Annotated in this window: 29 protein-coding genes and 1 tRNA gene; 13 read left to right on the plus strand and 17 right to left on the minus strand. The window is 60.1% G+C overall.

Annotated elements, in window-relative coordinates; genetic code table 11:
• The first annotated feature begins 61 nt into the window (after positions 1-61).
• The 10 genes from AB4K19_RS14765 (at position 62) to AB4K19_RS14810 (ending at position 5,752) form a co-directional block, all read left to right on the plus strand.
• On the plus strand, positions 62-358 hold the full coding sequence (locus tag AB4K19_RS14765; protein ID WP_375229069.1) for a chorismate mutase: 297 nt from the start codon (positions 62-64) through the stop codon (positions 356-358).
• Positions 359-459: 101 nt separating this feature from the next.
• Positions 460-846: a 30S ribosomal protein S16 gene (rpsP, locus tag AB4K19_RS14770; RefSeq protein ID WP_375229070.1), complete on the plus strand. Its 387-nt coding sequence runs from the start codon at positions 460-462 to the stop codon at positions 844-846.
• Between the two features lie 102 nt (positions 847-948).
• On the plus strand, positions 949-1,092 hold the full coding sequence (locus AB4K19_RS14775; protein ID WP_375229071.1) for a hypothetical protein: 144 nt from the start codon (positions 949-951) through the stop codon (positions 1,090-1,092).
• Positions 1,089-1,595, plus strand: coding sequence for a ribosome maturation factor RimM (rimM, locus tag AB4K19_RS14780; protein WP_375229072.1), 507 nt, complete (start codon positions 1,089-1,091; stop codon positions 1,593-1,595). Before AB4K19_RS14775 ends, rimM begins: the two co-directional genes overlap by 4 nt.
• Complete coding sequence (trmD, locus tag AB4K19_RS14785; protein WP_375229073.1) at positions 1,595-2,392, plus strand: tRNA (guanosine(37)-N1)-methyltransferase TrmD; 798 nt, start codon at positions 1,595-1,597, stop codon at positions 2,390-2,392. Before rimM ends, trmD begins: the two co-directional genes overlap by 1 nt.
• A gap of 122 nt (positions 2,393-2,514) precedes the next feature.
• Positions 2,515-2,775, plus strand: coding sequence for a hypothetical protein (locus tag AB4K19_RS14790; RefSeq protein ID WP_375229074.1), 261 nt, complete (start codon positions 2,515-2,517; stop codon positions 2,773-2,775).
• A 354-nt stretch (positions 2,776-3,129) separates the two neighbouring features.
• A complete protein-coding gene (rplS, locus tag AB4K19_RS14795) occupies positions 3,130-3,513 on the plus strand; it encodes a 50S ribosomal protein L19 (RefSeq protein WP_375229075.1) in 384 nt (127 codons plus the stop codon).
• An 11-nt stretch (positions 3,514-3,524) separates the two neighbouring features.
• Entirely contained in the window at positions 3,525-3,746 is a 222-nt protein-coding gene (gene rpmE, locus AB4K19_RS14800) for a 50S ribosomal protein L31 (RefSeq protein WP_436398195.1), read from the plus strand.
• Positions 3,747-4,056: 310 nt separating this feature from the next.
• Positions 4,057-4,734: a VPLPA-CTERM sorting domain-containing protein gene (locus AB4K19_RS14805; RefSeq protein ID WP_375229076.1), complete on the plus strand. Its 678-nt coding sequence runs from the start codon at positions 4,057-4,059 to the stop codon at positions 4,732-4,734.
• Positions 4,735-4,942: 208 nt separating this feature from the next.
• A complete protein-coding gene (locus AB4K19_RS14810; RefSeq protein WP_375229077.1) occupies positions 4,943-5,752 on the plus strand; it encodes a division plane positioning ATPase MipZ in 810 nt (269 codons plus the stop codon).
• Here the strand turns inward: AB4K19_RS14810 and AB4K19_RS14815 are convergent.
• Both AB4K19_RS14815 and AB4K19_RS14820 read right to left on the minus strand, forming a co-directional pair.
• Positions 5,736-6,608 carry a DMT family transporter gene (locus tag AB4K19_RS14815; RefSeq protein WP_375229078.1) on the minus strand — a complete coding sequence of 291 codons (873 nt, stop codon included), beginning with the start codon at positions 6,606-6,608 and terminating at the stop codon, positions 5,736-5,738. The genes AB4K19_RS14810 and AB4K19_RS14815 overlap by 17 nt on opposite strands.
• A gap of 26 nt (positions 6,609-6,634) precedes the next feature.
• Positions 6,635-7,087 carry a MarR family winged helix-turn-helix transcriptional regulator gene (locus AB4K19_RS14820; protein ID WP_375229079.1) on the minus strand — a complete coding sequence of 151 codons (453 nt, stop codon included), beginning with the start codon at positions 7,085-7,087 and terminating at the stop codon, positions 6,635-6,637.
• A 294-nt stretch (positions 7,088-7,381) separates the two neighbouring features.
• Between AB4K19_RS14820 and AB4K19_RS14825 the strand changes: the two genes are divergently transcribed.
• Positions 7,382-7,627, plus strand: coding sequence for a hypothetical protein (locus AB4K19_RS14825; RefSeq protein ID WP_375229080.1), 246 nt, complete (start codon positions 7,382-7,384; stop codon positions 7,625-7,627).
• Between the two features lie 13 nt (positions 7,628-7,640).
• On the opposite strand, the gene AB4K19_RS14830 is transcribed toward AB4K19_RS14825, so the two are convergent.
• A complete protein-coding gene (locus tag AB4K19_RS14830; RefSeq protein ID WP_375229081.1) occupies positions 7,641-8,030 on the minus strand; it encodes a RidA family protein in 390 nt (129 codons plus the stop codon).
• A gap of 619 nt (positions 8,031-8,649) precedes the next feature.
• On the opposite strand from AB4K19_RS14830, the gene AB4K19_RS14835 reads away from it, so the two are divergent.
• Complete coding sequence (locus AB4K19_RS14835; RefSeq protein ID WP_436398198.1) at positions 8,650-10,308, plus strand: ABC transporter substrate-binding protein; 1,659 nt, start codon at positions 8,650-8,652, stop codon at positions 10,306-10,308.
• Positions 10,309-10,389: 81 nt separating this feature from the next.
• On the plus strand, positions 10,390-10,878 hold the full coding sequence (locus tag AB4K19_RS14840) for a DUF2165 domain-containing protein (protein ID WP_375229083.1): 489 nt from the start codon (positions 10,390-10,392) through the stop codon (positions 10,876-10,878).
• Here the strand turns inward: AB4K19_RS14840 and AB4K19_RS14845 are convergent.
• The 14 genes from AB4K19_RS14845 to hemE form a co-directional block, all read right to left on the minus strand.
• The gene (locus AB4K19_RS14845) at positions 10,865-11,542 is read right to left on the minus strand and encodes a 3-hydroxyacyl-CoA dehydrogenase family protein (protein WP_375229084.1); all 678 of its coding nucleotides are present in this window, start codon (positions 11,540-11,542) and stop codon (positions 10,865-10,867) included. The genes AB4K19_RS14840 and AB4K19_RS14845 overlap by 14 nt on opposite strands.
• On the minus strand, positions 11,539-12,480 hold the full coding sequence (locus AB4K19_RS14850; protein ID WP_375229085.1) for a helix-turn-helix transcriptional regulator: 942 nt from the start codon (positions 12,478-12,480) through the stop codon (positions 11,539-11,541). Before AB4K19_RS14850 ends, AB4K19_RS14845 begins: the two co-directional genes overlap by 4 nt.
• A complete protein-coding gene (boxA, locus tag AB4K19_RS14855; protein ID WP_375229086.1) occupies positions 12,464-13,660 on the minus strand; it encodes a benzoyl-CoA 2,3-epoxidase subunit BoxA in 1,197 nt (398 codons plus the stop codon). The genes AB4K19_RS14850 and boxA overlap by 17 nt, the downstream gene beginning before the upstream one ends.
• Positions 13,657-13,800 (minus strand): hypothetical protein, encoded by a 144-nt coding sequence (locus AB4K19_RS14860; RefSeq protein ID WP_375229087.1) that lies wholly within the window; start codon positions 13,798-13,800, stop codon positions 13,657-13,659. Before AB4K19_RS14860 ends, boxA begins: the two co-directional genes overlap by 4 nt.
• Positions 13,801-13,885: 85 nt before the next feature.
• Entirely contained in the window at positions 13,886-15,337 is a 1,452-nt protein-coding gene (gene boxB, locus AB4K19_RS14865; RefSeq protein ID WP_375229088.1) for a benzoyl-CoA 2,3-epoxidase subunit BoxB, read from the minus strand.
• 57 nt (positions 15,338-15,394) lie between these two features.
• Positions 15,395-17,050, minus strand: coding sequence for a 2,3-epoxybenzoyl-CoA dihydrolase (gene boxC / locus AB4K19_RS14870; RefSeq protein ID WP_375229089.1), 1,656 nt, complete (start codon positions 17,048-17,050; stop codon positions 15,395-15,397).
• 89 nt (positions 17,051-17,139) lie between these two features.
• On the minus strand, positions 17,140-17,616 hold the full coding sequence (locus AB4K19_RS14875; protein ID WP_375229090.1) for a DUF309 domain-containing protein: 477 nt from the start codon (positions 17,614-17,616) through the stop codon (positions 17,140-17,142).
• Positions 17,600-18,421 (minus strand): alpha/beta fold hydrolase, encoded by an 822-nt coding sequence (locus tag AB4K19_RS14880; RefSeq protein ID WP_375229091.1) that lies wholly within the window; start codon positions 18,419-18,421, stop codon positions 17,600-17,602. Before AB4K19_RS14880 ends, AB4K19_RS14875 begins: the two co-directional genes overlap by 17 nt.
• Positions 18,418-19,962 (minus strand): benzoate-CoA ligase family protein, encoded by a 1,545-nt coding sequence (locus AB4K19_RS14885; protein WP_375229092.1) that lies wholly within the window; start codon positions 19,960-19,962, stop codon positions 18,418-18,420. The genes AB4K19_RS14880 and AB4K19_RS14885 overlap by 4 nt, the downstream gene beginning before the upstream one ends.
• 129 nt (positions 19,963-20,091) lie before the next feature.
• Positions 20,092-21,411: a TRAP transporter large permease gene (locus AB4K19_RS14890; protein ID WP_436399548.1), complete on the minus strand. Its 1,320-nt coding sequence runs from the start codon at positions 21,409-21,411 to the stop codon at positions 20,092-20,094.
• A 41-nt stretch (positions 21,412-21,452) separates the two neighbouring features.
• The gene (locus tag AB4K19_RS14895) at positions 21,453-22,022 is read right to left on the minus strand and encodes a TRAP transporter small permease (protein WP_375229093.1); all 570 of its coding nucleotides are present in this window, start codon (positions 22,020-22,022) and stop codon (positions 21,453-21,455) included.
• A 71-nt stretch (positions 22,023-22,093) separates the two neighbouring features.
• A complete protein-coding gene (locus AB4K19_RS14900; RefSeq protein WP_375229094.1) occupies positions 22,094-23,134 on the minus strand; it encodes a TRAP transporter substrate-binding protein in 1,041 nt (346 codons plus the stop codon).
• 175 nt (positions 23,135-23,309) lie between these two features.
• Positions 23,310-23,386: transfer RNA gene (locus AB4K19_RS14905), tRNA-Met, on the minus strand.
• Between the two features lie 53 nt (positions 23,387-23,439).
• On the minus strand, positions 23,440-24,474 hold the full coding sequence (gene hemE / locus AB4K19_RS14910) for a uroporphyrinogen decarboxylase (RefSeq protein ID WP_375230905.1): 1,035 nt from the start codon (positions 24,472-24,474) through the stop codon (positions 23,440-23,442).
• Between the last annotated feature and the right edge of the window lie 95 nt (positions 24,475-24,569).

Here is a 24,569-nt window from a genome sequence, read left to right on the forward strand (position 1 = left end):
AAAACCGACGTGATACCGACGCCGTACCGACGGCACACCGACGCCCTTCCGGAGACACCAAATGACCGATGCCGTAACCCGCGCCGCAGAGGTGCTCAAGGAGCACCGCGCCTCCATTGACCGGCTCGATGCGATCCTCGTCTATACGCTGGGCGAGCGTTTCAAACACACGCAGGCTGTGGGGAAACTCAAAGCCACACACGACCTTCCCCCGTCCGATCCCTCCCGCGAAGCGGCGCAGATCGAGCGGCTCGAAGAATTGGCAAACCAGGCCGATCTGGACCCTGAATTCGCCAGGAAGTTTCTGAACTTCATCATCGCTGAAGTCATTCAGCACCACCGAAAACACCAGAACTAGCGCACCTTTGGTGCGGTAACCCCAAGCGCACCTTTGGTGCGACAACACCAATCCTGAGAGGCTCCGGCCTCACCTAAAAAACACCAAGAGGAAAACACACCATGGCTATGAAAATTCGTCTCGCCCGCGGCGGCTCCAAAAAGCGCCCCTTCTACCGTATCGTTGCAGCAGACAGCCGCATGCCGCGTGACGGCCGCTTTATCGAAAAGCTGGGCACCTATAACCCGCTGCTGCCCAAAGACAGCGAAGAGCGCGTGAAAATGGACGTCGAGCGCGTTCAGCACTGGCTGTCTCAGGGCGCCCAGCCCACAGACCGTGTGGCCCGTATGCTGGAAGCCGCCGGCCTGAAAGAGAAGTCCGAGCGGAACAACCCGCAAAAAGGCACACCCGGCAAGAAAGCCCAGGAACGCGCCGAAGAGAAAGCGGCCAAGGCTGCCGAAGCTGCTGCACCCGCAGAAGAAGCACCGGCGGAAGAATCCGCAGAATAAGCGGCCGGGCCCCCTGTCCCCACCGGTACAGTACCCTGAACGAACAGGCATCGCCCGCAGCGCGCGGGCGGTGCGCACCTCCACCAGCCTGGCAGGCCAGACATGTTCCGACCGGTCCGCACCCTGATCCTGGTGCTCCTGACTTTTTTCGCTGGTATTATGTACGAGCGCGCCAACCAGTCAGACAATTGTCTGGACCGTGGGGGCGCCATGTCCGAAGGCCTCTGCATTGGAGTGGACGAATGAGTGACAGCAAAATCTGTGTCGGTGCCATCGGCGGCGCATATGGTGTCCGCGGCGAGTTGCGGATAAAAAGTTTCTGTGCTGTGCCCGAGGATATCGAAACCTACCGGCCCCTGACCACCGAAGACGGCGCGCTGCGTTTTCACCTGGCCATCGTGCGTCCGATCAAAAACGGCTTTGCCGCACGGATCGCCGAAATCACGTCCAAAGAAGAGGCCGACGCCCTGAAAGGCGAACGGCTGTATGCCACCCGTGACCAGCTGCCGTCACTGCCGGACGATGAATATTATCATACGGATCTGATCGGTCTTGATGTGTTCGACACCGGCGGCGTTCTGCTGGGCCGCGTGAAAGTTGTCCAGGATCACGGCGCGGGTGACCTGCTCGAAGTGCAGCGACCGGGATCATCGGAAACGGTCCTGCTGCCTTTCACGCTGGCGGTGGTCCCCACCGTCGATCTCAGCGCAGGGCGCATCGTTGCTGACCCGCCCGACGGGCTTTTCTGATGACAGACAAGCCACGCAGCCACGGGCGCAAAGTTATCCGCCCGACGCTCACGCCCCGGTCTCTGATGGATGGTGGTGATGAGCTGGCCGGTGTCTGGCAGGCGCGGATTGTAACCCTCTTTCCGGATGCTTTTCCCGGCGTTCTGGGCCAGTCGCTCACCGGCAAGGCCCTGCAGGAAGGCAGGTGGCAGCTGCACACGCACGACCTGCGGGAATTCGGCATCGGCAAGCACCGCAATGTCGATGACACGCCCGCCGGCGGTGGTGCCGGAATGGTCCTGCGCGCCGATGTTGTCGGTCCTGCACTGGCGCAGGCACAGTCCCACGCGCGCGGACGCTGGCCGGTGCTCTATATGTCTCCGCGCGGCAGGCCATTTGACCAGGCAATGGCGCGCGATCTGGCCCGTTGCGACGGTGTCACGATGCTTTGTGGACGGTTCGAGGGTGTGGACGAGCGGGTGCTGGAACATTTTGATGTCACCGAGGTCTCGCTCGGTGATTTCGTGATGACTGGTGGCGAACTGGCGGCGCAGGCCATGCTGGACGCCACCGTCCGCCTGCTGCCGGGCGTGCTGGGCAATGCGCTCAGCACGGTCGATGAGAGCCACTCAAACGGGCTGCTGGAACACCCGCAATACACGAAACCACCCGTCTGGGAGGGGCGTGAAATTCCGCCGGTCCTTCTGTCCGGCAACCATGGCGAGATCGAAAAGTGGCGGCGCAACCAGTCCGAGTCGCTGACACAGGTCAGGCGCCCCGATCTTTGGTCAGCCAGGGGCAACAATCCCGAAAAATGAGTCGGATTGGCAACACAAACGCCCCTCAGGCCCAGATTGCGCCACGAAATACGGACAATTTGACAAAAACCTGACAGATTCAACTCCAATAATAAGTCGCACAAGACGACGGGAGAGGATCGATGCTGAAGCTGCTCAATGCACTTGCCGGAAACGAAACGCACGTCACGGTGCAGGAAATAAAATACTCCCGCTTTGACCACGCGCACCAGCGCGAGCGCATCGTGCGGAGCGCATCGGTCAGGCCAGCACCACGCGTTGTGGAAACCCCGGAACCGGTCGCCACCTCTGAACCTGCAGTCGATATGATGGCGCAGCTCTATTGCGAAAGCAGTATCTCAACGTCGGTGTTGCGTAACGCCCTGCCCAACCGGTTCGCCTGACGGGCTGACGCCCCCGGACCTCTGATGGCCGGCGCTGAAAACCGGGCCGGAATACTGTGGGCCCGGGCGATCCTGTGGTCCATTCTGCCCACTGAGCTACAGCTTTGCAGACCGGGCCCACCCCCGCAACAATTTTGGATGCGCAGGCTTGATCTGCCTGCCATTTCGCCCTAGAACGCGCCCGATCGGAATCGCAATGGTGGCTCCGGTCCGTTTTCTTATGGGGAACGTGAATCAAGGAATGATGTTTGTATTCTCCCGGCGGGCGCACCACGCGGACCCGAACACAGACCGGAAGCTCTGAAACGCGCAAAACTTCGTGGACCAACCACGAGCAGTATAGGAGACGATCAGATGGATCTGATTGCACAGCTTGAAGCGGAACAGATTGCCGCTCTGGGGAAAGACATCCCTGACTTCCGCGCCGGCGACACCGTCCGCGTCGGGTTTAAAGTGACCGAAGGCACACGCACCCGTGTGCAGAACTACGAAGGCGTCTGCATCGCGCGCAACAACGGCAGCGGCATTGCCGGCTCTTTCACCGTGCGCAAGATTTCCTTTGGTGAGGGCGTGGAACGTGTGTTCCCCCTGCACTCCACAAACATCGACAGCATCACCGTTGTCCGCCGTGGCCGTGTCCGCCGCGCGAAACTGTACTATCTGCGCAGCCGCCGCGGTAAATCCGCACGTATCGCCGAGAACAGCAACTACAAGCCCCGCTCGGGCGCCAGCGCATAAGGATCTGACCGATGAAAGCAGATACACATCCCGATTATCACATCATCGACGTCAAAATGACCGATGGTACTGTTGTCCAGATGAAATCCACCTGGGGCGCCGAGGGCGACCAGCTGGCCCTGGACATCGACCCGTCTGTGCACCCTGCATGGACCGGCGGTTCGTCCCGCCTGCTGGACACCGGTGGCCGCGTGTCGAAGTTCAAGAACAAATACGCAGGTCTGGGTTTCTGATTTCCCTGCCAAACGCGACAAACAAAAAGGCTGTCCTTTGGGCAGCCTTTTTTCATCCCCCCCCCACATAGAGCCAGTACGGTCAGCATAGGTGATTCTGAGACTGCATACGTTTTCACCGCACGCGCCGCGGCGCCGATGGAAGTGTTCCCGTCATGGTTTAAATTTCCCTTCCCCGTGGAACGGTTCTGCCGAAAATCCGGTCATTTTTACCAGACCCGGCTCTGACATCAGAGTAAAATTGTTTAAATTAAGACGGAACTTTGATAAGATCACACCGGGATACTTTGTTCAGGGGATCATTATTATCATGTTAAAAAAACTTCTCTCAGTCGCTTTCGCGGCCGGTCTTATGGCGACGGGTGCGTCTGCTGCGACACTGACAAACGGCTTCACCTTCGGGGTCACGGAAGGCAATGGCCAGAACCGCGCGACCGTTGTCGGCACAACCGACCTTGACGTTGATTCAACAGGTCCGATTAACCTCGGCATACTCAGCGCTGGCGACGTCTTCGGCGTTTATGGCCGGATTGTCGGTGCGGTTGACCGCTTCAGCTTTACGTTCAAGGCCGCGAAGGACTTTGAAATTGCCTTCGATCTGGACGGCTACGAAGTTTTCGACTCCGGTAAATCCGGACCCACGTCTTTCGTTGAGACCTCCGGTCTGATCAACCAGGCGCTGCTCGGGAACGAAAACAATACCGGCGGAAAACGCGTCAAGTTCTCGCTCGCAGGTGCGGGTGGCACCGATGAGACGTTCCGCACGACCAACTTGTTCGGACCTTCGGTGACGGATGCAGATCGGGTTCTTTTCACCGGGACTGAGGGCGGTTTTTACACGTTCTCGATTGACGGTCTGGGTGAGAATACCGCGGCACTCTACGACATCAACATCACAACAACACCAGTGCCGCTTCCGGCGGGTGTGCTGCTGCTGGTTACAGGTGTTGCCGGTCTGGGCTTTATGCGCCGCAGGAAGACCGCCTGACAGAACGACATATCCGGAATATGAAAGAGCGGTCCATGGGGCCGCTCTTTTTCTTTGTGCCCCGAAATCGACCACTGCCGGACAGTGCTGTATTTGAGTCACTTCGGCGGTTGCACAGTCGGCCGATATCTTTCATCTGTCTGCCACCGCTCATATAGTGCGGCGCAACAGAGGCTGTGCCAGACAGCCGGGGCAAAGGATCGGGTATATGGCGCATATCATTGTCGTCGGAAACGAAAAGGGCGGCGCGGGCAAATCCACTGTCTCCATGCACGTGGCAACGGCGCTCGCGCGGATGGGCCACAAGGTCAGCGCCCTGGATCTGGATCTGAGGCAGCGCACATTCGGGCGATACACCGAAAACCGCGCGGCTTTCCTCCAGAAAACCGGGCTGTCGCTTGCAAGTGCGCGGGTGCACGAACTGCCCGAAATCCCGCCGTCCACCCTGAAGCCCGGTGAGAATATCTATGATCACCGCCTGTCTGCAGCAGTGGCGGATCTGGAACCCACAAACGATTTCATTCTGATCGACTGTCCCGGGTCGCACACAAGGCTCAGCCAGGTGGCGCACAGCCTTGCAGACACACTGATCACACCGCTCAATGACAGTTTTGTGGACTTTGACCTGCTCGCCCGGACAGATGCCACCGGCGAAGAAATTCTCGGGCCGTCGGTCTATTCTGAAATGGTCTGGAATGCCCGGCAGCTGCGTGCGCAGGCTGGCCTGACCCCCATCGACTGGATTGTCGTACGCAACCGGATGGGCGCGCAGCGTATGGTCAACAAGGAAAAGATGGAACGGGCGATCAACAACCTCAGCAAGCGGATCGGTTTCCGCATCGCGCCCGGCTTCTCAGAGCGCGTGGTCTTCCGGGAACTCTTCCCGCGCGGTCTGACCCTGCTGGACCTCAAGGACATCGGCGTCAAACAGCTGAACATTTCGAATGTTGCGGCCCGTCAGGAACTGCGGGACCTGGTGAAGGCGCTGAACCTGCCCGGCGTTACCGTCGATTTCTGAGCCGATCGCGGACCAGCACCCAGACGTTTGACACAAACAGCGCTGTGATGACGACGCTGCCGCCCAGAAGTGTCCGGTTTCCCGGGTACTCGTTCACTGCGGCCCAGACCAGCAGGGGTGCCAGCACACTTTCGAGCAGCACCAGCAATCCAACCTCGGCGGATGTGATGAACCGCGGGCCGATCGCCAGCAACACTGAGCTGCCCAGAATGAATGCCCCATGCGCCAGCACCAGCGGGACCTCTTCCGATGCGACCGAAAGGGGTTCTGCAAAGGGCAGGATCAGCAGGGCGGCGAGCACGTAACCCATCGCGGCCCCCGGCACCATCGAGACATGCCGAACGTGACGCGCCGCCGTGAGCCCCGCGGCAAAGAGCGCCGCAACACAGAGGGCCAGCAGATCACCGGCGATCCCGGCATTTTCAGTTTCACCCGACCCCGCGGCGATGACGCCCAGCCCCAGACCAACGGCGAGGATGGTCAGTATCATCCTAAGACGGATCGGCTCGGCGAGGAATACACGGCTGAATACGGCCGCAAAGACCGGCAGGGAAGCGATGATGAATACCACATTGGCAACTGACGTCAGGCTGACGGCAAGCACGAACAGCACACCACTGCCGCCGATCCCGACCATATAAATCACACCATAGATGCCAGTGCCCAGCACAGCACGGAACGGCGCCACGCCCCGCCACAACAGCAGCCCCAATGCCGACGCCCCGCCGGCCAGAAACAGACGCCAGAACGCAATCGTCAGGGGCTCTGCCGTGATGAGACGCACAAACAGGGCGTCCGGTACCACAAGCAGGACACCGGCGAGCGTGATCAGAAGGCCTTTGATCTGGTCAGTCATGCGCCATCGGTGACCGGAAATACTGCTCAGGTAAAGGGGCCCCTGCCAGTGCCGCCCAGTTTTCTGAGCGCACGGCGCAGCACATCAAGTTCCTGTGGGGACAGCTGCGCATTCAGGGCATCATCATATTCGGCAGCAATTCCACGCAGTTCGTCAAACACACGGCGTCCGCGTGGTGTCAGTTCGAGATGCTCAACCCGTCTGTCCTGCCCGTCGCGCCGGCGGGTCAGATACCGCTTTTCGGCAAGCCGGTGCACAGCGCGGCTGATCTTGGTCTTGTGCGTCTGTGCGGCTGTGCCGATGGCCCCCGCGGTCATGGATCCGTACAGCCCGAGGTGAAACAGCACCCGCCATTCCGTGCGCAGCAGGCCATAGCGGTCCTTGTAAACCTGCTGGAATTCCAGACTGCTCCGCTCCGCAGCCTGCGTCAGCAGATAGGGCAGGAACGCCTGCAGATCAAAGGCGCTGTCCGGCGGCATAGAGGTCTTCCCGATTGTTGCACTTACAACTTTCTACGGCCCATCGCGAACATTGCAAAGTCACATCCCGGTGGCCGGACAGGAAATTCTTGTGAAACGCGGCCGCGCCACTAGATAATGGGGCAGGCCAAAACCGGCCCTGCAGCACGAAGGAACACTGACATGTCAGAAGCGATGACCGACCTGCTCTTCTGGATCGTTGCCTTTGTCGCGTTGTTTTTCCTCTTCCGCTGGCTGCAGGCCGCCAAAAAGAAAAAGAAAGAGGATCAGGACAACTGAGAAACCGGCAGGCCGATGAACACTGACAAAAAACAACCGGCCAGCCCCACCAAGCGCTACGGCCCATCCCGCGGGGACCTGATGTTCCGCACCTGTTTTGCGGCAGCAGGGCTTGCGCTGACACTCGCTGCCGTATTGTTTCGCGGCCTGCCACAGGGGCCGGGCGGCTGGGAAGCGATCATTATTGCGGTTGTCTTCTTTGGCGGTACACTGATCTGGAGCCTGCGCCGGCTGCTGCGCGGTGACCATCCGGACACGTAACTGCCGACCCGCGTCAGGGCGCGGTGGCCCAGACCTCGACCTCGACAACAAACTCCGGACGGGTAAACCCCGACACGATCAGCAACGTGGACGTAGGCAGTACGGAAACACCTGCCAGGAAAGCGTCACGTGCCTGCATGTAGCCCGCCATGTGGCGGCGGTCCGTGACATAAGCCGTGACATGGCAAACGTGCCCGGCATGCATATCCGCCTCTGCCAGGATGGCGGCAATGTTCCCAAAACAGATCTCTGCCTGGCTTCTTGCATCCGGTGGCACGCTCCCGTCAGCGGCAATCCCCAGTTGTCCTGCCGTGCGCACCCATCGGTTGCCCGCAGGAATTTCGACTCCGTGGGAATAGCGGGCCACGGGCGGGGCAACAGTATCGGGCTGCAGAGCTTTCACGATCTCTCTCCTGTGGTGTCACGCGCAACGGACAATTGGTGTTCCGGAACTTCTGCATCTTTGATCAGCCCGAAGCGCTTCAGACACAAGCACCAGATTCGGTTTTCGCATGATCTTGGCGCAGTTTCTGGAAATGTTTTCATTGATTGACCGCTTGCGCAGACGACAACTGATTTTTTTCATGCCGGTCGACAGCGATGAGATTGCCAGCAAACGCCCGGATCGGGCACCATGGCCAGGGCACATCAGAGCTGCGAGACCGGTGACCAGACAGATTGGCCTGGCCTGATCAAGGTCCGGGAGCGACACACATCACCCGAATAGCGTCATCAACCGCGCAACTGGCCTGCCTGGGGGCGTGGCTGTCGGGGGCATATTCCGCAACCCCGCGCTCCGGCAGCATGCGAAACCCCGGAACGCTTCTGACGCAATGGTCTCAGAGACACATCAACAGCCGCGGGGCGACCCGAAGTTGGGGTTGACGCCATGCGCCCGAGTGTTTGAAACTCACGGCGTCCCCCGGGAGGGGCATCTCAACAGCAGGAAAACTGCATCACCAGACCGGAACAATATCCGGCACCCGCGCAGCAAGCATCTGCGCACAACAGAGAGGAAGAACATGACGTTTTTTACCCGCACCGGTAAGCCGATGCCGCAGTCCATCGTGGAGTCTGCGTCGAAAGTCGGCGACAGCGCTGTGAACCGCCGCGAATTCCTGGCCCTGGCCAGCGCGTTCGGCGCCACCGCCGCGACCGCCTATTCGATGATCGGCATGGCAGCCCCCGCGCATGCGGCCGGTCACAAAATGGGCGGCACCGTCCGCATCCAGCAGGAAGTCCGCGCGCTCAAGGATCCGCGCACCTATGACTGGAGCCAGATCGCAAACTTCAGCCGCGGCTGGCTGGAATACCTCGTGCACTACGAAAATGACGGTACCTTCACCGGCAAACTGCTGGAAAGCTGGGAAATCAGCGACGACGCGACCGTCTACACCCTGAACGTCCGCAAAGGCGTCAAGTGGAACGACGGCAGCGACTTTACCGCTGAAGACGTTGCGCGCAACATCACCGGCTGGTGTGACAAGAGCGTCGAAGGCAACTCAATGGCCGGCCGCTTTGCGACCCTGATCGACGCGGACACTGAAAAGGCAATCGAGGGTGCCATCGAAGTCGTGGACAGCCACACCGTTCGCCTGAACCTGCCGGCACCCGATATCTCGCTGATCCCGGGCATGGCGGACTATCCGGCGGCGATTGTACCGGCGTCCTACACACCGGAAACGGCTCTGAGCAACCCGGTCGGCACAGGCCCTTACCTGCCTGAATCGCTGGAAGTTGGTGTCAAAGGCGTGCTCGTCCGCAACGACAACCATACGTGGTGGAACGAAGGCAACGGCGCCTATATGGACCGTGTCGAATACATTGACTACGGCACCGACCCATCCGCGTTTGTGGCCGCGGCCGAAGCCGAAGAAATCGATATGACATACTCCATCGAGGGTGATTTCATCGATATCTTTGACACGCTGGACGGCTGGCAGAACAACTCTGTTGTGACAGCGGCAACCATCGTGATCCGTCCCAACCAGCTGGCCGAAGTTGACGGTGTGCAGCCCTATGCGGACAAACGCGTCCGTCAGGCGCTTGCCATGGCTGTGGACAACGCGGTTCTGCTCGAGCTCGGCTACGCCGGTCGCGGTGAAGTGGCCGAAAACCACCACGTTGGCCCGATGCACCCGGAGTATGCAGGCCTGCCGGAGCGCAAGGTTGACCCGGCTGCGGCACGGGCTCTGATGGAAGAAGCCGGTATGGGCGACTTTGAGCACGAGCTCATCTCGATCGACGATGCCTGGCGCAAGGACACCACCGACGCTGTCGCAGCCCAACTGCGCGATGCCGGCATCAACGTCAAACGGACGATCCTGCCCGGATCAACCTTCTGGAACGACTGGTCCAAGTATCCGTTCTCCTCAACCAACTGGAACCACCGCCCGCTGGGCGTCCAGGTTTGGGCGCTTGCATATCGCTCCGGTGAGGCATGGAACGAATTTGGCTGGGCCAATGAAGAGTTCGACGCCATCCTGTCCGAAGCACTGGCAACACCGGATGTCGAAGCGCGCCGTGCGCTGATGATGAAAGGCCAAGCCATCGTTCAGGACGAAGGTGTGACGATCCAGCCTTACTGGCGTTCGCTCTACAACCACACCAAAGAAGGTCTGGTTGGTGGCGAGCACCACATCTCCTTCGAGATCCGTCCGGAGCAGATCGCCTGGACCTGATCCGACCGGATCACGCAGAGGGCCGCGCAGTGCGCGGCCCTTTTTCATGGCACCGTCGCAACTCAAACCAGAGGAGCTGAAATGGAAACGACACTGATGCTGGCTCAGTTGATTGCGACCGGGCTGATCGCGTCCTGGCTCACTCTGGGGTTACGGGACAACCTGCTGCATCCCGCGCTGAACGAAACCTACACGGCCGAAGTGCTCAGCATGACCAGAATGCAGAAAGAATACCCCGAACAGTTCGCCATCGTCGCCCACCGGGCTGTTACCGACAGGAAACTGCAGCGGCTTGCGTTCCGGATCGTTGTCGTTGCCGAAGCGCTGGCCTGCGCCTTGCTGTGGATCGGTGTTGTATCCCTGCTGATGGGGCTGGCGGGTGCCGCGGCACCGCAAACCGGGCAGGTGCTTGCCCTGCTGGGTGCGACAGCCTTTACGGCTGTCTGGGGCGGTTTCCTCGTCGTGGGAAACCACTTTTACTACTGGTTCTGTCACGAAGGCGCACAGAATACGCATTACCAGATGACCCTTTGGGGTCTGGGCACCATGATCCTGATCAGCCTTGGCTGAAACCAGCACCCCTGCCTGACAGGTGTCTGAGAACAGGCGCAACCGGCCATGCTCCTCCACCGGGCGCCTCTGCACCGGTGAGCACCTGACACAGCGCCGATGCCCCTTCGTTGTTAACGGAGTCAAATAACCCACCTTTGGAAACCGGATAACCGATCGCCGCGACACAGGCGGTATTCAGGCGCTGACGCGTCCCGGGGTCCTGAATATCTGTGCGATGCGCGAGCACATTGATCATTCCGGCGGTCAGATGCTGCACCAGATCCTGCGGTTCCAGTTCACTGCGGCAAACGCCCGCAAACCGCGCCTCCTCGCGCAGCAGATCCTCGACCAGAGGGTCAACGACGAGACCGCCACCGCCGGGATACCTATACCAGCCAACGCCAGCGCTCCGTCCCAAACGGCCCTCAGACAGCATGCGGTCCAGTATCGACACCGTAAGCCGGATACCATTGTCCGGGAAACAGTCGCGCCGTGCGGCACTAAATGCCAGACCCTCCTGATCCTGCGCTTCGCAAAAGCCCACGGCAAAGCCGATAGACATCATCGCCTCGTCCAGCTCCCACGGGTTCGTGCGCCGCAACAGCAGGTCTTCGGACACAAGGCGCAGGGTATCCAGGATCAGTGCCTGTGCGCCGCTGTCAGTCAGCCCGGTGGCTGTCACGGTTTCGGTGCGCTCAGGAAATTGTTCGATGAAACGACTGCGAGCAGGTCATTCAGCGAGCTGGCGACAGTGCGGTTCGACGTATTGACCTGTGCCTCCGCCCGCTCGTAATGCGGCGCGCGCGCGTCCAGCAGGGCGCGCAGCTGCGCCATAGCTTCCGGGTTCCCCTCCATGGGGCGCAGATCCCCCTGAGCCCGCACCCGCTGCATGTGTTCTGCCGGCGATGTCCTCAGCCAGACTGTATGAAACCGCTCCAGCAACAGCTCATAGGTCTGTTCCTCGGCCACAACGCCACCAGCGACCGCGAGGATCATCCGGTCGTGCTGTTCCAGCGCCCGCAAAACCGCCTCCATCTCAAGCCGCCGATACCCTTCCTGCCCGTAGAGCGCCAGGATTTCGGACATAGGCATGCCCGTGGCCGTCTCGATCTCAGTCGTCAGTTCCACAAACGGCATCGAAAGCGTTTCGGCCGCCAGCCTGCCCAGGGTTGTCTTGCCGGCACCACGCAGGCCCACAAGACAGATCCGCCCGCGGCGCATGGCACCGGGGTTCCCGGTGGACAGCAACCGCCGTACTTCGTGCCGTACGGCTTCAGGCGCCTGGCGGTAGAGGGTAATCAGGTCCTGCAGATCCGCAGCCGGCGCGTCCTCGCCCGCCAGCAGACTTTCAGCGGTCACACCCAGCGCGTCCGCAACGCGCTGCAGCAGCGCGATTGAAATGTTGCCCTCTCCGGCCTCCAGCTGTGCCAGGTACCGTGGCGAAACGCCGGAAATCTCAGACAGAACTCGACGGGGCATCCGAAGGCTCTTTCGCAACTCCCGCACGCGCGCAGCAACGCGCGCCAGCAGTCGTGTTGCGTTATCTACCGGTTGCCGCCCTGCGACGCCCGGCAACGGAACCACAGTGCCGCGTGCAAGCGGATCAGTAGGTTTCGACATGGTACCTGCCGTCCTCCCGCATCCTGTCCCGCAGCCCGGACCACGCAAGGCCCGCGCTGTCCGCGATATCACTCAGCGCTGCATTCACACCGTCTTCCATATCGCGGCGGCCGCAGATGTAAATGCACGTTTTGTCCGAGCCGAGCAGCTCCGCGATCCGGCCGGCTTCAGCGCGCATTCTGTCCTGGACATACTGGCCCTCTCCCGTCTCCGGGCGGCTGAAAGCAAAGGACTTGTGCAGGAAAGCGTCCGGCACTTTCTGCAATGGTCCGAAATAGGGCAACTCCTGCGCGCTGCGGGCGCCAAAAAACAGAGTCAGACTGTTCCCGGCGTCCGGTGTCTCGCGCTGCCGTCGCATGGTGAAGCCGCGAAACGGCGCAGACCCCGTGCCAGTGCAGATCATCAGCAGGTGCATTTCCGGATCACCAGGCATCAGAAAGGTCGACCCGAACGGGCCTGTCACGGCCACTTCGTCACCCTTGGTCAGATCGCAGACATAGTTGGAGCAGACGCCTTCAGCCTCACGTTTTACCGTCAGGGAAATGTTGCCGTAGCCCGGGCGTTCGCCGTCACGCGGGCTGGAGACGGAGTAGAGCCGTGGCAGGTGGGGTTTGCCGTTTGCGTCCTGACCGGGTGGTATGATCCCGATACTCTGCCCCTCCAATACGGGAAACGGCAGACTGCTGTGATCAAGGATGATGTGGCGGACATCATTGTCCCCGCCCGGATCCGTCAGGCGGTAATTTCCCTGAACACGCATCATGGCGGGCGCTGTCAGGGTGTACATGTTCACGGTTGGTTTTGCCGCTGAGCGCGGGGCGGTCGCTTTACCACCTGCACCGCTGTGCGCCTCTGCCAGCAGGTCCGCGATGGCCTGCTCGGAGGCCTCGTCATCACCACCTGGCGTATCTTCGGGTACCGCGATGTCTTCCTGTTCCGGCAGCTCGTCAAAGCCATATTGCTGCTCAAGGGAATACGGCGTCTCAACGACCCGCCACTCGTCAATAGAGCCGGTCGGGCAGACCGGAATACAATCCATGCAGAAGTTGCACTTGTCAGGATCGACAACAACATTGTTGTCGTCATGTTCAATCGCGCCGATCGGGCACGTCATCTCGCAGGTGTAGCAGCGGATGCAGATTTCAGGGTCAATCAGGTGTTGCTTGACGGGTTGGTTCATGGAACGGCGGCGGACCTGCGCAGGATCACTTCCGGCAGCGAGAAGAGATCAAAGATGTCGCGGCACATGCCTTTGCATCCGTCACAGCCAAGGCAGTTGGGTGCCGGTGTCGCGTTTTTTGCGGGTGTCCGGGTCTGCATGGGTCCGTTTCCTCCTTTTGTTCAGGGTCACTGACGTGACGCAGGCCAGTATTTCTGGCCCGCGCCGGTGATGCGTTGATCCAGATCAAGCCATGTGGAGCTTTACGTACTCGAAATCACCGGGCTTGTTGTCGATCCCAACCTTAGGTGGCGCGATCCACGAGGCGTATTGTCCGGGCTCGTAGCAGGGCACCATCAGCGACTGGATAAAGTCCCCGTCGTCTTTGGTGGGCAGCCATTCGTGGCAGCGTTTCTGCCATTCTTCGGCCGACAGGATCTGACCATCGGGGTCAACCGACACGGTGGAAAAAACGCCGATCTGGCGATGGAAGCCCTCGTGGGGCAGCTTCAGCTCAAAGTCGATACCTGAGCGCGCAATAGCCTTGTTCCAGCGCCCGACGCCACCAGCGGCATCACGCACATAGTCGTCCCGAAGGCGCATGTTAATCGCTGTCAGCGCGGGAACATCCTCGGTCACGATGCGGCCATCCACCACCGATGTCACCGGATAGGTGTCATTCTGCAGCCGGTGGTCATCGTCGATGCGCAGCTCCATATACCGCCCCTTAATCCCGGCATTGAAGGCATTGGCCGCATTGGTCGAGACCTCCTGACCGAAGAGATCAAGGCTGAGCGTATAATGCAGGTTCAGCTTTTTCTGGATCGTCGGCAGGTCAATCACGCCGAGATCACGGATACGGTTGATGTCGAAGGGGTCGGAAATACCGTTGGCGTTCATCGCCTCAAGCGTCGCCTGAATGGTCCGGCCCACGCCCGTCTCGCCCACAAACATGTGGTGCGCCTCTTCGGTCAGCATGAACCGGCAGGTCCGGCTGAGCGGGTCGAACCCGGATTGCGCCAGACTTTCCAGCTGCATCTTACCGTCACGGTCGGTGAAATAGGTGAACATGAAAAAGGACAGCCAGTCGGGTGTTTCCTCGTTGAACGCGCCCAGCATCCTCGGCGCTTCATCCGACCCCGACGACCGCACCAGCATATCATCTGCCTCTTCGCGCCCGTCACGCCCAAAGTACTTCTGCAACAGATACACCATGGCCCAGAGATGCCGTCCTTCTTCAACGTTCACCTGGAACAGATTGCGCATGTCGTAGAGCGAAGGCGCCGTCAGCCCCAGAAATCTCTGCTGTTCAACAGAGCCCGGCTCGGTATCGCCCTGGATGACGATCAGACGTTTCAGCATATTGCGGTATTCGCCCGGCACTTCCTGCCAGGCCGGTTCACCGCAATGCTCACCCATCGGGATTTTCCGGTCCTCCACCGCGGGCGCCAGCAGAATACCCCAGCGGTAGTCTGGCATTTTCACATAGTCGAACTTGGCCCAGCCTTTCGGGTCAACGGACACGGCTGTCCGCAGGTACACCATGCTTTCCTGAAAATTCTGCGGTATCAGATCGTTCCACCAACTGATGTACCCGGGGTGCCATTTTTCCAGCGCTTTCAGCACCTTGCGGTCAGAACTGAGGCCCACGTTGTTGGGTATCCGGCTGTCATAGCTTACGTCGATCAGATTTGTCATTCAGCTCTCCCGTTGTCTTGCATCCGTGCCTGTCCCGGCACCATTTATTGAACGTTGTCAGACCCGTTGCATGTCGTATTGCCCGCGCAGGCCCGTGCCATAGCGTTGCAGCGCGCCTTCTGGCCCAACGGCGTTCGGTCTTTGGAAAATCCAGTTCTGCCAGGCCGTCAGACGTCCGAAGATCCGGGTTTCCATGGTTTCCGGCCCGGCGAAACGCAGGTTGGCTTCCATGCCCGTCATGGCATCCGGTGAAAAACTCGCACGCTCTTCGCGGAAGAGGCGCACCTCGTCGTCCCAGTCAATGTCGTCAAACGCATAGGTAACAAGGCCAAGCGCATCTGCGTCCTCTGCCTCCAGCGCATCACCGGCACGCTGTCGCAGAACATCTGTCTGTTCCGGCGCACCGAGGAACCGCGTCTGCAACCGGCTGAGCCCGTTGCCCATGGGAAACTCTCCGAAATTCGCCGGGCTGAGTGTCACAACAGCCAGCGGACGCGCATCATCCTCAAACTCGTCCATCATCATATAGCTGCGGTCCGCCGCCCAGAGCAGCTCCGCGAGAACGCCTGCAAAACACGATCCATGTTCGACGATCGCAGCCAAGCTACGCGATGTCATATCAACGCGTTTCAGAACACGTTTCCAAAGGCCCAGTACCTCGCGTGCCAGCCAGTGATCCTGGTTGTTCAGAAGCAACGCTTCGTGCGCGAGGACACCCGCCGGGTCACCGGCTGTCTGGAATTCGATAAGACCCAGTTCATCTTCATTGCTGCGCAGATGCAGGATCGCATCGTCCAACTCGCGGGCGCACCGCAGCATCCAGGCAGATGCCCCCTGCTGCGTGAAAGCATCCATCGTATCGGGTACGGCATCCTCCGGGCCCCGTATGGTGATCATCGCGCGCCGTCCAGGCCGGTCTGTGACGACTGACACGGTGGAATATTCCACACCGTCGTCCGAAAACGTGCGATCCAGTGGCGTCAGCCGGATGCCCTTGTCTGCAACCTCCTCTGCCGCATCCGCCAGTGCCGTCGCCCGTGACGCCACGCGTTCATCAAAGGACGCATTGGGAAAAACCTCATCCACCAGGCCCCATTCCGCAGCGCGGCGTCCCCGCACGCCCTCCTCCAGGGAACAGAAAACGTCTGCACGGTCACGTCGCACCTTTCGTTTGTCGGTCACACGGGTGAGCCCACCGGTGCCCGGCAGCACCGCAAGAAGCGGCACTTCCGGCAGCGCAACAGCGGAACTGCTGTCGTCGGTGAGCATGATATGGTTACAGGCCAGCGCCAGTTCATAGCCGCCTCCGGCACAGGAACCACGCACCGCGCAGATATAATTCTGATTACTGTCTTCCAGCGCCGCTTCCATCGTGTTGCGCGTCTCGTTAGTGAATTTGCAGAAATTCACCTTGTGCGCATGGGTGGCAGCACCCAGCATCCGGATGTTGGCGCCGGCACAGAACACTTTCTCTTTGGCTGACCGCATCACAACGACGCGTACTTCGGGGTGCTCGAAACGCATCCGCTGAACCACGTCTGCAAGTTCAATATCCACACCCAGATCATAGGAGTTCAGTTTCAGCTCGTAGCCGTCGAAAAGGCCACCCTTTTCATCCACATCCATCCAGAGACTGGCGACCGGCCCGTCAACCTCAACGCGCCAGTGACGCATGGCATCCGGGTCCACCTGAAAGTCAATTCTGCCTGCCACCCTACGCTCCTGAACGTCAGATTCTGATCTGAAAAAGATGTACTATAAAGCAGGATACTGTCCAGAAATGCAGCGCATGGCCGTGAATCTCATCCAATTTGTGAATTATAATGCTTTAGTGCGTCGTCCCTGGTTTCAGCGGCACCGGAACGAAGGTAGCTGACATGCAAGCCCAGAATGACATCGTCTGCCGAATACCCAGCTGTACGCGCTTCAACCATTTCACACAGCCTCACCGTCGCGCGCGGCCGGTCCATGCGCAGTTTCAGCCGCGCATTGGCCAGTTGGATCATCGCCTGAACGAAGTCGCGCTCGGGGCTCGGGTCCGGGGCCTGCATCCAGACAGCTTCCAGGACTTCATGACACTCCCAGAAGAAACCGGCGTCAAAGTACACCCGCCCCGCAAGAAATGCCCGCGTCAGATGGAGTTCCGACACTGACGTGCCCGATTTTACCGCATTCCTGAGATCATCAAACCAGCCATCCGGGTGCCTCGGCGTTTTTCCGGGAACATAGGCATGCGCGGGAAAGGGAATGTCGTCCGGTATGTCAGCCGGTGGCGACATCGGATGCCTCCAGCCGGTTGAGCCGCCCGCAAAAATCACTGATGCCTGCCAGACAGGCCTCTGCCGCCTCAAGGTGCGGTGCGTGCCCGCAGCCCTCAGGGATCAGTGTTTCGAGAGGCGCATACATGCGGGTTTCAAGTTCCCTGACCTGCGCCAGCGAGCCGTATGGATCCTCAGCGCCCTGAATGGTCAGCACGGGAATACGCAGATGATCAATGCAGTCTGCGACGTCCCAGTCACGGAACGCGGGGCTGACCCAGACATCATGCCAACCGCGGAATGCCGCCTCCGGATCATCATGATGGCGCGCCAGCCTGCCCCTCAGATCCCCTTCCGCAAACGCCTCACCCGCCTGCCGTACAGCCTCAAGACCGGTGTCTTCGACAAAAAAATGTGGGGCCAGGAGGATCAGCCCCCGAACGCGCATATCGCTGACGGACCCTGCATAAACAGCAGCGATCGTTGCGCCATCCGAATGGCCCAGCAACACTGCGCGCTGCACACCAAAGGCATCCAGCACCGGGCCGGTGCATTCCATGGCCTCGCGTGTCATGTAATCAACAGGTCGTGGCAGGCTGATGCTGTCCGAACGGCCGTAGCCTGCGCGCGACCACGCCAGCACCCCCATCCCCGTTGCCTCACTCAGCGCCCTGGGAAAACCGCGCCACAACCCAACGGACCCCAGGCCCTCGTGCAGCAGAACAAGTGTTGGTGCCTGCGCGGTTGGCGGCCCGAAACAGGCGTATTCCAGCGACTTCCCGGCAACCACCACGCGGGCCTCCGGTTTCTCTTCCCACGCCATCATTGTGCCGTGGCCTCCCGCAGCCGGAAACGCTGGATTTTGCCCGTTGCCGTCTTGGGCAGGTCAGCGACCACGTCCACGCGGCGCGGATATTTCCATTTGCCGATCCTGAGCTTCACATGCTCTTTCAGCTCGTTTTCAAGATCAGCCGGTTCGGCGCCCTGCAGAACCACATAGGCCCGAGGCTTTTCGAGGCCGTCGGCATCCTGCATCGGCACAACCGCTGCCTCCAGAACGCTGGGGTGACTGGCCAGCGCCTGTTCGACCTCAAAGGGGGACACCCAGATGCCCGATACCTTGAACATGTCATCGGTTCGGCCACAGTAAACATACCGCCCATCCGGCCGTTGTGTGTATTTGTCACCTGTGCGGGTCCATTCCCCCAAAAACGTTGCCCGCGATTTGTCCCGCTGGTTCCAGTAGCCTGACGCCGCAGATGCCCCACGCACCAGCAATTCGCCAACATCGCCCACCGGGACATCGGCACCATTCTCATCCGCGAGACGCATTTCGTACCCCGGCACAGCCGTCCCGGAGGTGCCATAGCAGACATCATCGCTGCGGTTGCTGAGGAAGATGTGCAGCATCTCGGTCGACCCCACACCATCCAGCACGGCAACACCGGTATGCGCCTCCCACCGCACACCGACGTCTTCGGGCAGCGCTTCTCCCGCCGAAATGGCTCTGCGCAGCGGCGTGTCCGGCACGCCTGCGCTGTCCATACCTGCGACCATCGCTGCAAAGAGCGTCGGCACGCCACAGAAGACCGTCGGTTTCTCAGCGGCCATCGTGGCAAGCATATCGTCAGGAGTGGGCCGACCGGAAAAAAGCACGGTCGTCGCACCTACTGCGAGCGGGAAAGTCATGGCATTTCCCAACCCATAGGCAAAAAACAGTTTTGCCGCCGAGAAAACCGTATCGTCCTCGGTCAGCCCCAGAACACCCGCACCATAGGTATCCGCCGTAGCCTGCATTGATGAGTGCACGTGCTGCACACCTTTCGGCAGCCCGGTGGACCCGGAAGAGTACAGCCAGAACGCCGTTTCGTCAGGTGATGCGGGCTGCGTGTCGCAGGGCTCCGCACCGCTTGTGAACGCTTCAAACGAACGGGTGCCTGCCGGTGCCTCTCCCCCGATCACGACGATTTCCCGCAGCCACGGATTGCCGGCAAGCACCGGTGCGACCGTGTCCCACAGCGGCGCGGAGATAAAGAGCAGGGCTGCCCGGCTGTCCCGCAGAATGGAATCATACACCTGCGCGCCCAGCAGCGTGTTCACCGGGACCGGGACAACGCCGCACTTCAGCGCGCCAAAGAAAATCTGCGGAAACTCCAGCGTATCGAGCACAATCATCGCCGCGCGTTCTTCGCGGCGGACCCCGGCCCGCAGCAGCGCCCCGGCGACCCGCCCTGCCCCTTCAGCAAGGCGGCGGTAGGTCAGCGTGCGACCGCTGCCCGCTTCCCGGAAAGCGGTCTTTTCGCCGCGCCCCTCACCAGGATGACGATCCACGAAATAGCTGGCAGCATTGCTGGCTGTGCTGGTCACAGTTCCCTCCCAAGACTCAGTGATCCATGATGCTCTATCGTGCATCTGAACCGGCCTGCTGCAAGGTTTCCCTCAAAAGAGGGCAGTTTAGTGCAGCTTTGGCCGTCAGCCAGCGACCGGGCGGCGTGCTCAGGCAGGCACGAGGAACAGTGTGATCGCCGGGAACATCACAAGGATCACGACCCGCGCAATGTCGGAGCCGACAAAGAACATGACCGCCTTGTAGGTTTCGGTCATCGGCGTTTCACGGTCCATTGCGTTGATGATGAACAGGTTCATCCCGACAGGAGGTGTGATCAGCCCGACCTCAACCACGATCAGCACCAGGATACCAAACCAGATCGCGACATGTTCCGGCGACATGCCGAAATCCATGGCCGAGATGACCGGAAAGAAAATCGGGACCGTCAGTAGGATCATCGACAGGCTGTCCATCAGGCAGCCGAACACGAGATAGAAAAGCAGAATGATGGACAGTACCAGCCAGGGCGAGAAACCCTGCGTCAGAACCCAGTCCGCCATGAACTGCGGCACCCCGGAGAGCGCCAGAAAACCGTTGTAGAAACTGGCGCCCAATACGATGAAGAAAATCATCGCGGTCGTTCTGGCTGTGCCCATCAGGCTCTCACGGAAAACAGACCAGTTCAGGCTGCCGGACAGCAGTGCCACCAGACCAGTTCCCATAGCCCCGATAGCCGATCCTTCTGTCGGCGTGAAAACACCCAGGTAAATGCCCCCGACGACAACGGCAAAGATTGCCAGAACCGGCCAGGTTGCCCCAAGCGCCTTCCAGCGTTCTGCCATGGGCACGGCTTCTCTGGTGCCTGCAGAATTCGGATAGAGGCGCACGTAAACCGAAATGGTCAGCATGTAACCAAGGGCCGCAAGAATGCCCGGGACGAAGGCCGCGAGAAACAGTTTCGCGATATTCTGTTCGGTGATGATGGCGTAGATCACCAGAATAACCGAAGGGGGGATCAGAATGCCAAGCGTGCCGCCTGCAGCAAGCGTCGCAGTCGAAAACCCGCCCGAATAGCCGTAGCGGCGCAGTTCCGGCAAAGCCACGCGGGACATCGTTGCCGCCGTCGCCAGCGACGAGCCGCAGATCGCGCCGAAACCGGCACAGGCGCCGACCGACGCCATGGCCACCCCGCCCCGGCGGTGCCCCAGAAAACTCTCGGCGGCGCGGAAAAGCGCCGAAGACATGCCCGACAGGGTCGCGAACTGCCCCATCAGGAGGAACATCGGAATGATCGAGAGCGAGTAGCTCGAAAAAGTCGTGTAGGTTTCAGACTTGAGTTTCGCGAGCAGCGGCGTCGGATTCCCGTTCATCGCATAATACCAGCCGCCGAAGCCACACAGCAGCATCGCCAGCCCGATCGGCGCCCGCAGGAAGATCATCCCCAGAAGAACGGCGAAGGACCAGAAGCCGAGCTCCAGCCGGCTCATCTCCGCAAAGGGCAGCAGATCAAGGAGTGTGCTCATGAGATTCAGGGTGCCGGGAGATAAGCGCGGCCGGTGATGCTTTCACCAACGCGCATGGCGGCGCAATAGACCGCCACGATACAGGTCACGACGGAGGCCGCGAAACTTGCCGAATAGGCCCACCAGACGGGAAACTGCAGAAAAAGCGTCGTCTCGCCGTTGCGCAGATACCGCTGCACGCCGCCGAAAAGCTGCACGCAGATCAGTATCAGCGCTGCGGCCAGAACAACTTCCCAGAAAGCCGCAATCATCCGGCCCACCGGTCCGGGCAGACGCGCAGTGAAAATGTCTACGGTCGCGTGGGCGCTGTAGAGCTGGCAGACCGGAAAGAACGAAAAGATCGCAAAGGCAATGCCCGCCTCGAGAAGTTCGTAGTTTCCGTTGACCTCGCCAATGCCCAGATCCAGCAGCGTCTGAGCAAAACCACCCATGGTGTTTTCGACCCAGTCAGAATGCAGCCACTTATTGATGGAGCGCCCCAGGATGGACACCGTGGTCATGATCACAAGCCCGGTCAGCACAAGCCCGCCTGTCACAGCGGTGACGCGCGCAAGAAGCTTCATGGCCTGGTGCATGTCCGGATCCTGACTGGCAGATGCGCAAAGCCCGCGGCACCACCGGGCGCCGCGGGCAGGTTGATCGGTGCTTACTCGGTGTATTTGTCGATCAGCATGCGGGCTTCATCGATCAGCGCCTGACCATCGATGCCTTTTTCGTTCATGTCAGCCACCCATTCGTCATAAATGGGCTGCGCAACTTCTTTCCACGCTTCGGTTTCTTCAGCATTCAGCGTGACAATGTTGTTGCCACGTGCCGCTGCTGCGGCGCGCGCCGGACCGTCACTGTCCGCCTGCGTGCCACCGGCGAAGACCGAGAACTCGAGACCGGAATTGTCATCAATGACCTTTTTCAGGTCATCCGGCAGGCTTTCGTAGCGGTCCTTGTTCATGGCCAGCACAAAGGTCAGAACATAAAGCGCGTTTCCGGTGAACTCTGTATGGTTCTCGACCAGTTCCGGCACTTTCAGCGCAGCCGTGACTTCCCACGGGATCGTGGTCCCGTCGATCACGCCTTTGGAAAGCCCCTCCGGCACGGCCGGAACCGGCATGCCAACCGGCGTCGCGCCGACTTTTTCGAGCAGTGCATTCGCCAGACGGGACCCGCCGCGGATTTTCATCCCTTCCATATCAGAAGGAGAGCGGATTTCTTTGTTCGCGTGGATGAGACCCGGACCGTGAACCCAGGTGCCAAGGATATGCACATCTTTGAACTCAGTGTCCTTCATGTGCTTTTCGAACATTTCCCAGTAAGCGCGCGACGCGGCCCGGGCGTTTGTCATCATGAAGGGCAGTTCAAACACTTCGGTGCTCGGATAGCGGCCCGGCGTATAGCCAACCACCGTCCAGACGATATCCGCCACACCATCAATAGCCTGGTCCATCAGCTCCGGCGGCTTGCCGCCCAGCTGCATCGACGGAAACCGGTCAACCTTGATGCGGCCACCGCTGGCCTCTTCAACGTTATCCGCCCAGACATCCAGAACCAGTTTCGGCACATTGGCCTGCGGCGGCAGGAACTGGTGCAGCGTCAGCGTAACATCCTGCGCCAGTGTCGGGGTCGCCCCGACCCCGAGCGCCACTGCGGCCGCGCCAGCCAAATTCAGAAATGATTTCCGTGAGATCGTCATGTGTTTCCTCCCTGAAACCGGATCACGCCGCGGTTGAAACGGTCTTTGACCCACTTTTCCCTGACAAATTGCTATTGCAGATGCCGGGGGTTGTCACCCGTGTTTGTAACTAATTGATACAGGCGATGGCTCCGCAAAGCGGTTCCTGTCGCACGGGGCATTCCTGCATGGTGGGTGGTGGCGTTAGGTGGACTTGAACCACCGACCTAACGATTATGAGTCGTTCGCTCTAACCAACTGAGCTATAACGCCATCGGCGCGTGACCTATGCCAGCCTGCCTGCGCCGTCAAGCGGGAATCAGCTATTAATCACCGCGAACCGCATCTATCATCCGCTTTACGTTGTCCGGGTCCGCATCCGGTGTGATCCCGTGACCAAGGTTGAAGATATGCGGCCCGCCGGAAAAGGCCTTCACAATGGCGCGGGTCTCATCCACCAGCGCCTGACCACCGGTCACCATATGACTGGACGCAAGGTTGCCCTGCACGCACCCATCGGCCTGAACATGCTTTGCCGCCCAGGCCGCATCCACCGAGTTGTCCAGAGCAACACAATCCACACCGGTAGCCTTTGCGAAACCGATGTAATTATCGCCTGCCTCGCGCGGGAAACCGATCACCGGAATATGCGGATAACGCCCTTTGAGGGCTGCGGTGATGCGTCGTGCGGGCTCCAGCGCGTATCTGTTGAAATCATCGCCTTTGAGCGAGCCCGCCCAGCTGTCGAATATCTTCACAACCTCGGCGCCGGCGTCAATCTGGGCCGCAAGATAGTCAATCGTGCCTTCAGTGATGCAGTCCAGCAGCGCCTCAAAGAGCGCGCGATTCTCATCCTTCAGCGCATGTGCGGGTCCCTGATCCGGCGTCCCACGGCCCGCAATCATGTAGGTTGCAACGGTCCAGGGCGCCCCGGCGAAACCGATCAGCGTGGTCTCTGCAGGCAGTTCCCGGCGCAGGATGCGGACGGTCTCATAGATTGGGTTCAGCGTCTCATGAATGTCGCTGACCGGCCCCAGTTTATCAAAATCTGCCTGGCTGGTGATGGTCGACAAACGTGGTCCTTCACCGGTGACAAACCACAGGTCAGCCCCCAGCGCCTGGGGCAAAAGCAGAATATCGGCAAACAGAATGGCGGCATCAAACCCATAGCGCCGGATCGGCTGCAGCGTGACTTCCGCCGCGAGTTCGGAATTGTAGCAGAGTGACAGGAAATCACCGGCCTGCGCCCGGGTTGCGCGGTATTCAGGCAGGTAACGGCCTGCCTGGCGCATCATCCAGATCGGCGGCGTGGGCAGCGTTTCTCCTGCAAGGGCACGCAGGATGGTTTTGGTCTGGCTCATCGTCTGAATTCCGTCTTTCATGGCGCACATCCTGCTTCTAGCCTGAGATTCTTAATCATTCCAGTTGTCAGTTTAAGTTGACACATCTAAAAGAT

Origin of the sequence: Roseobacter phycocola, assembly GCF_042055075.2 — a bacterium.
Taxonomy (GTDB): Bacteria; Pseudomonadota; Alphaproteobacteria; order Rhodobacterales; family Rhodobacteraceae; genus Roseobacter.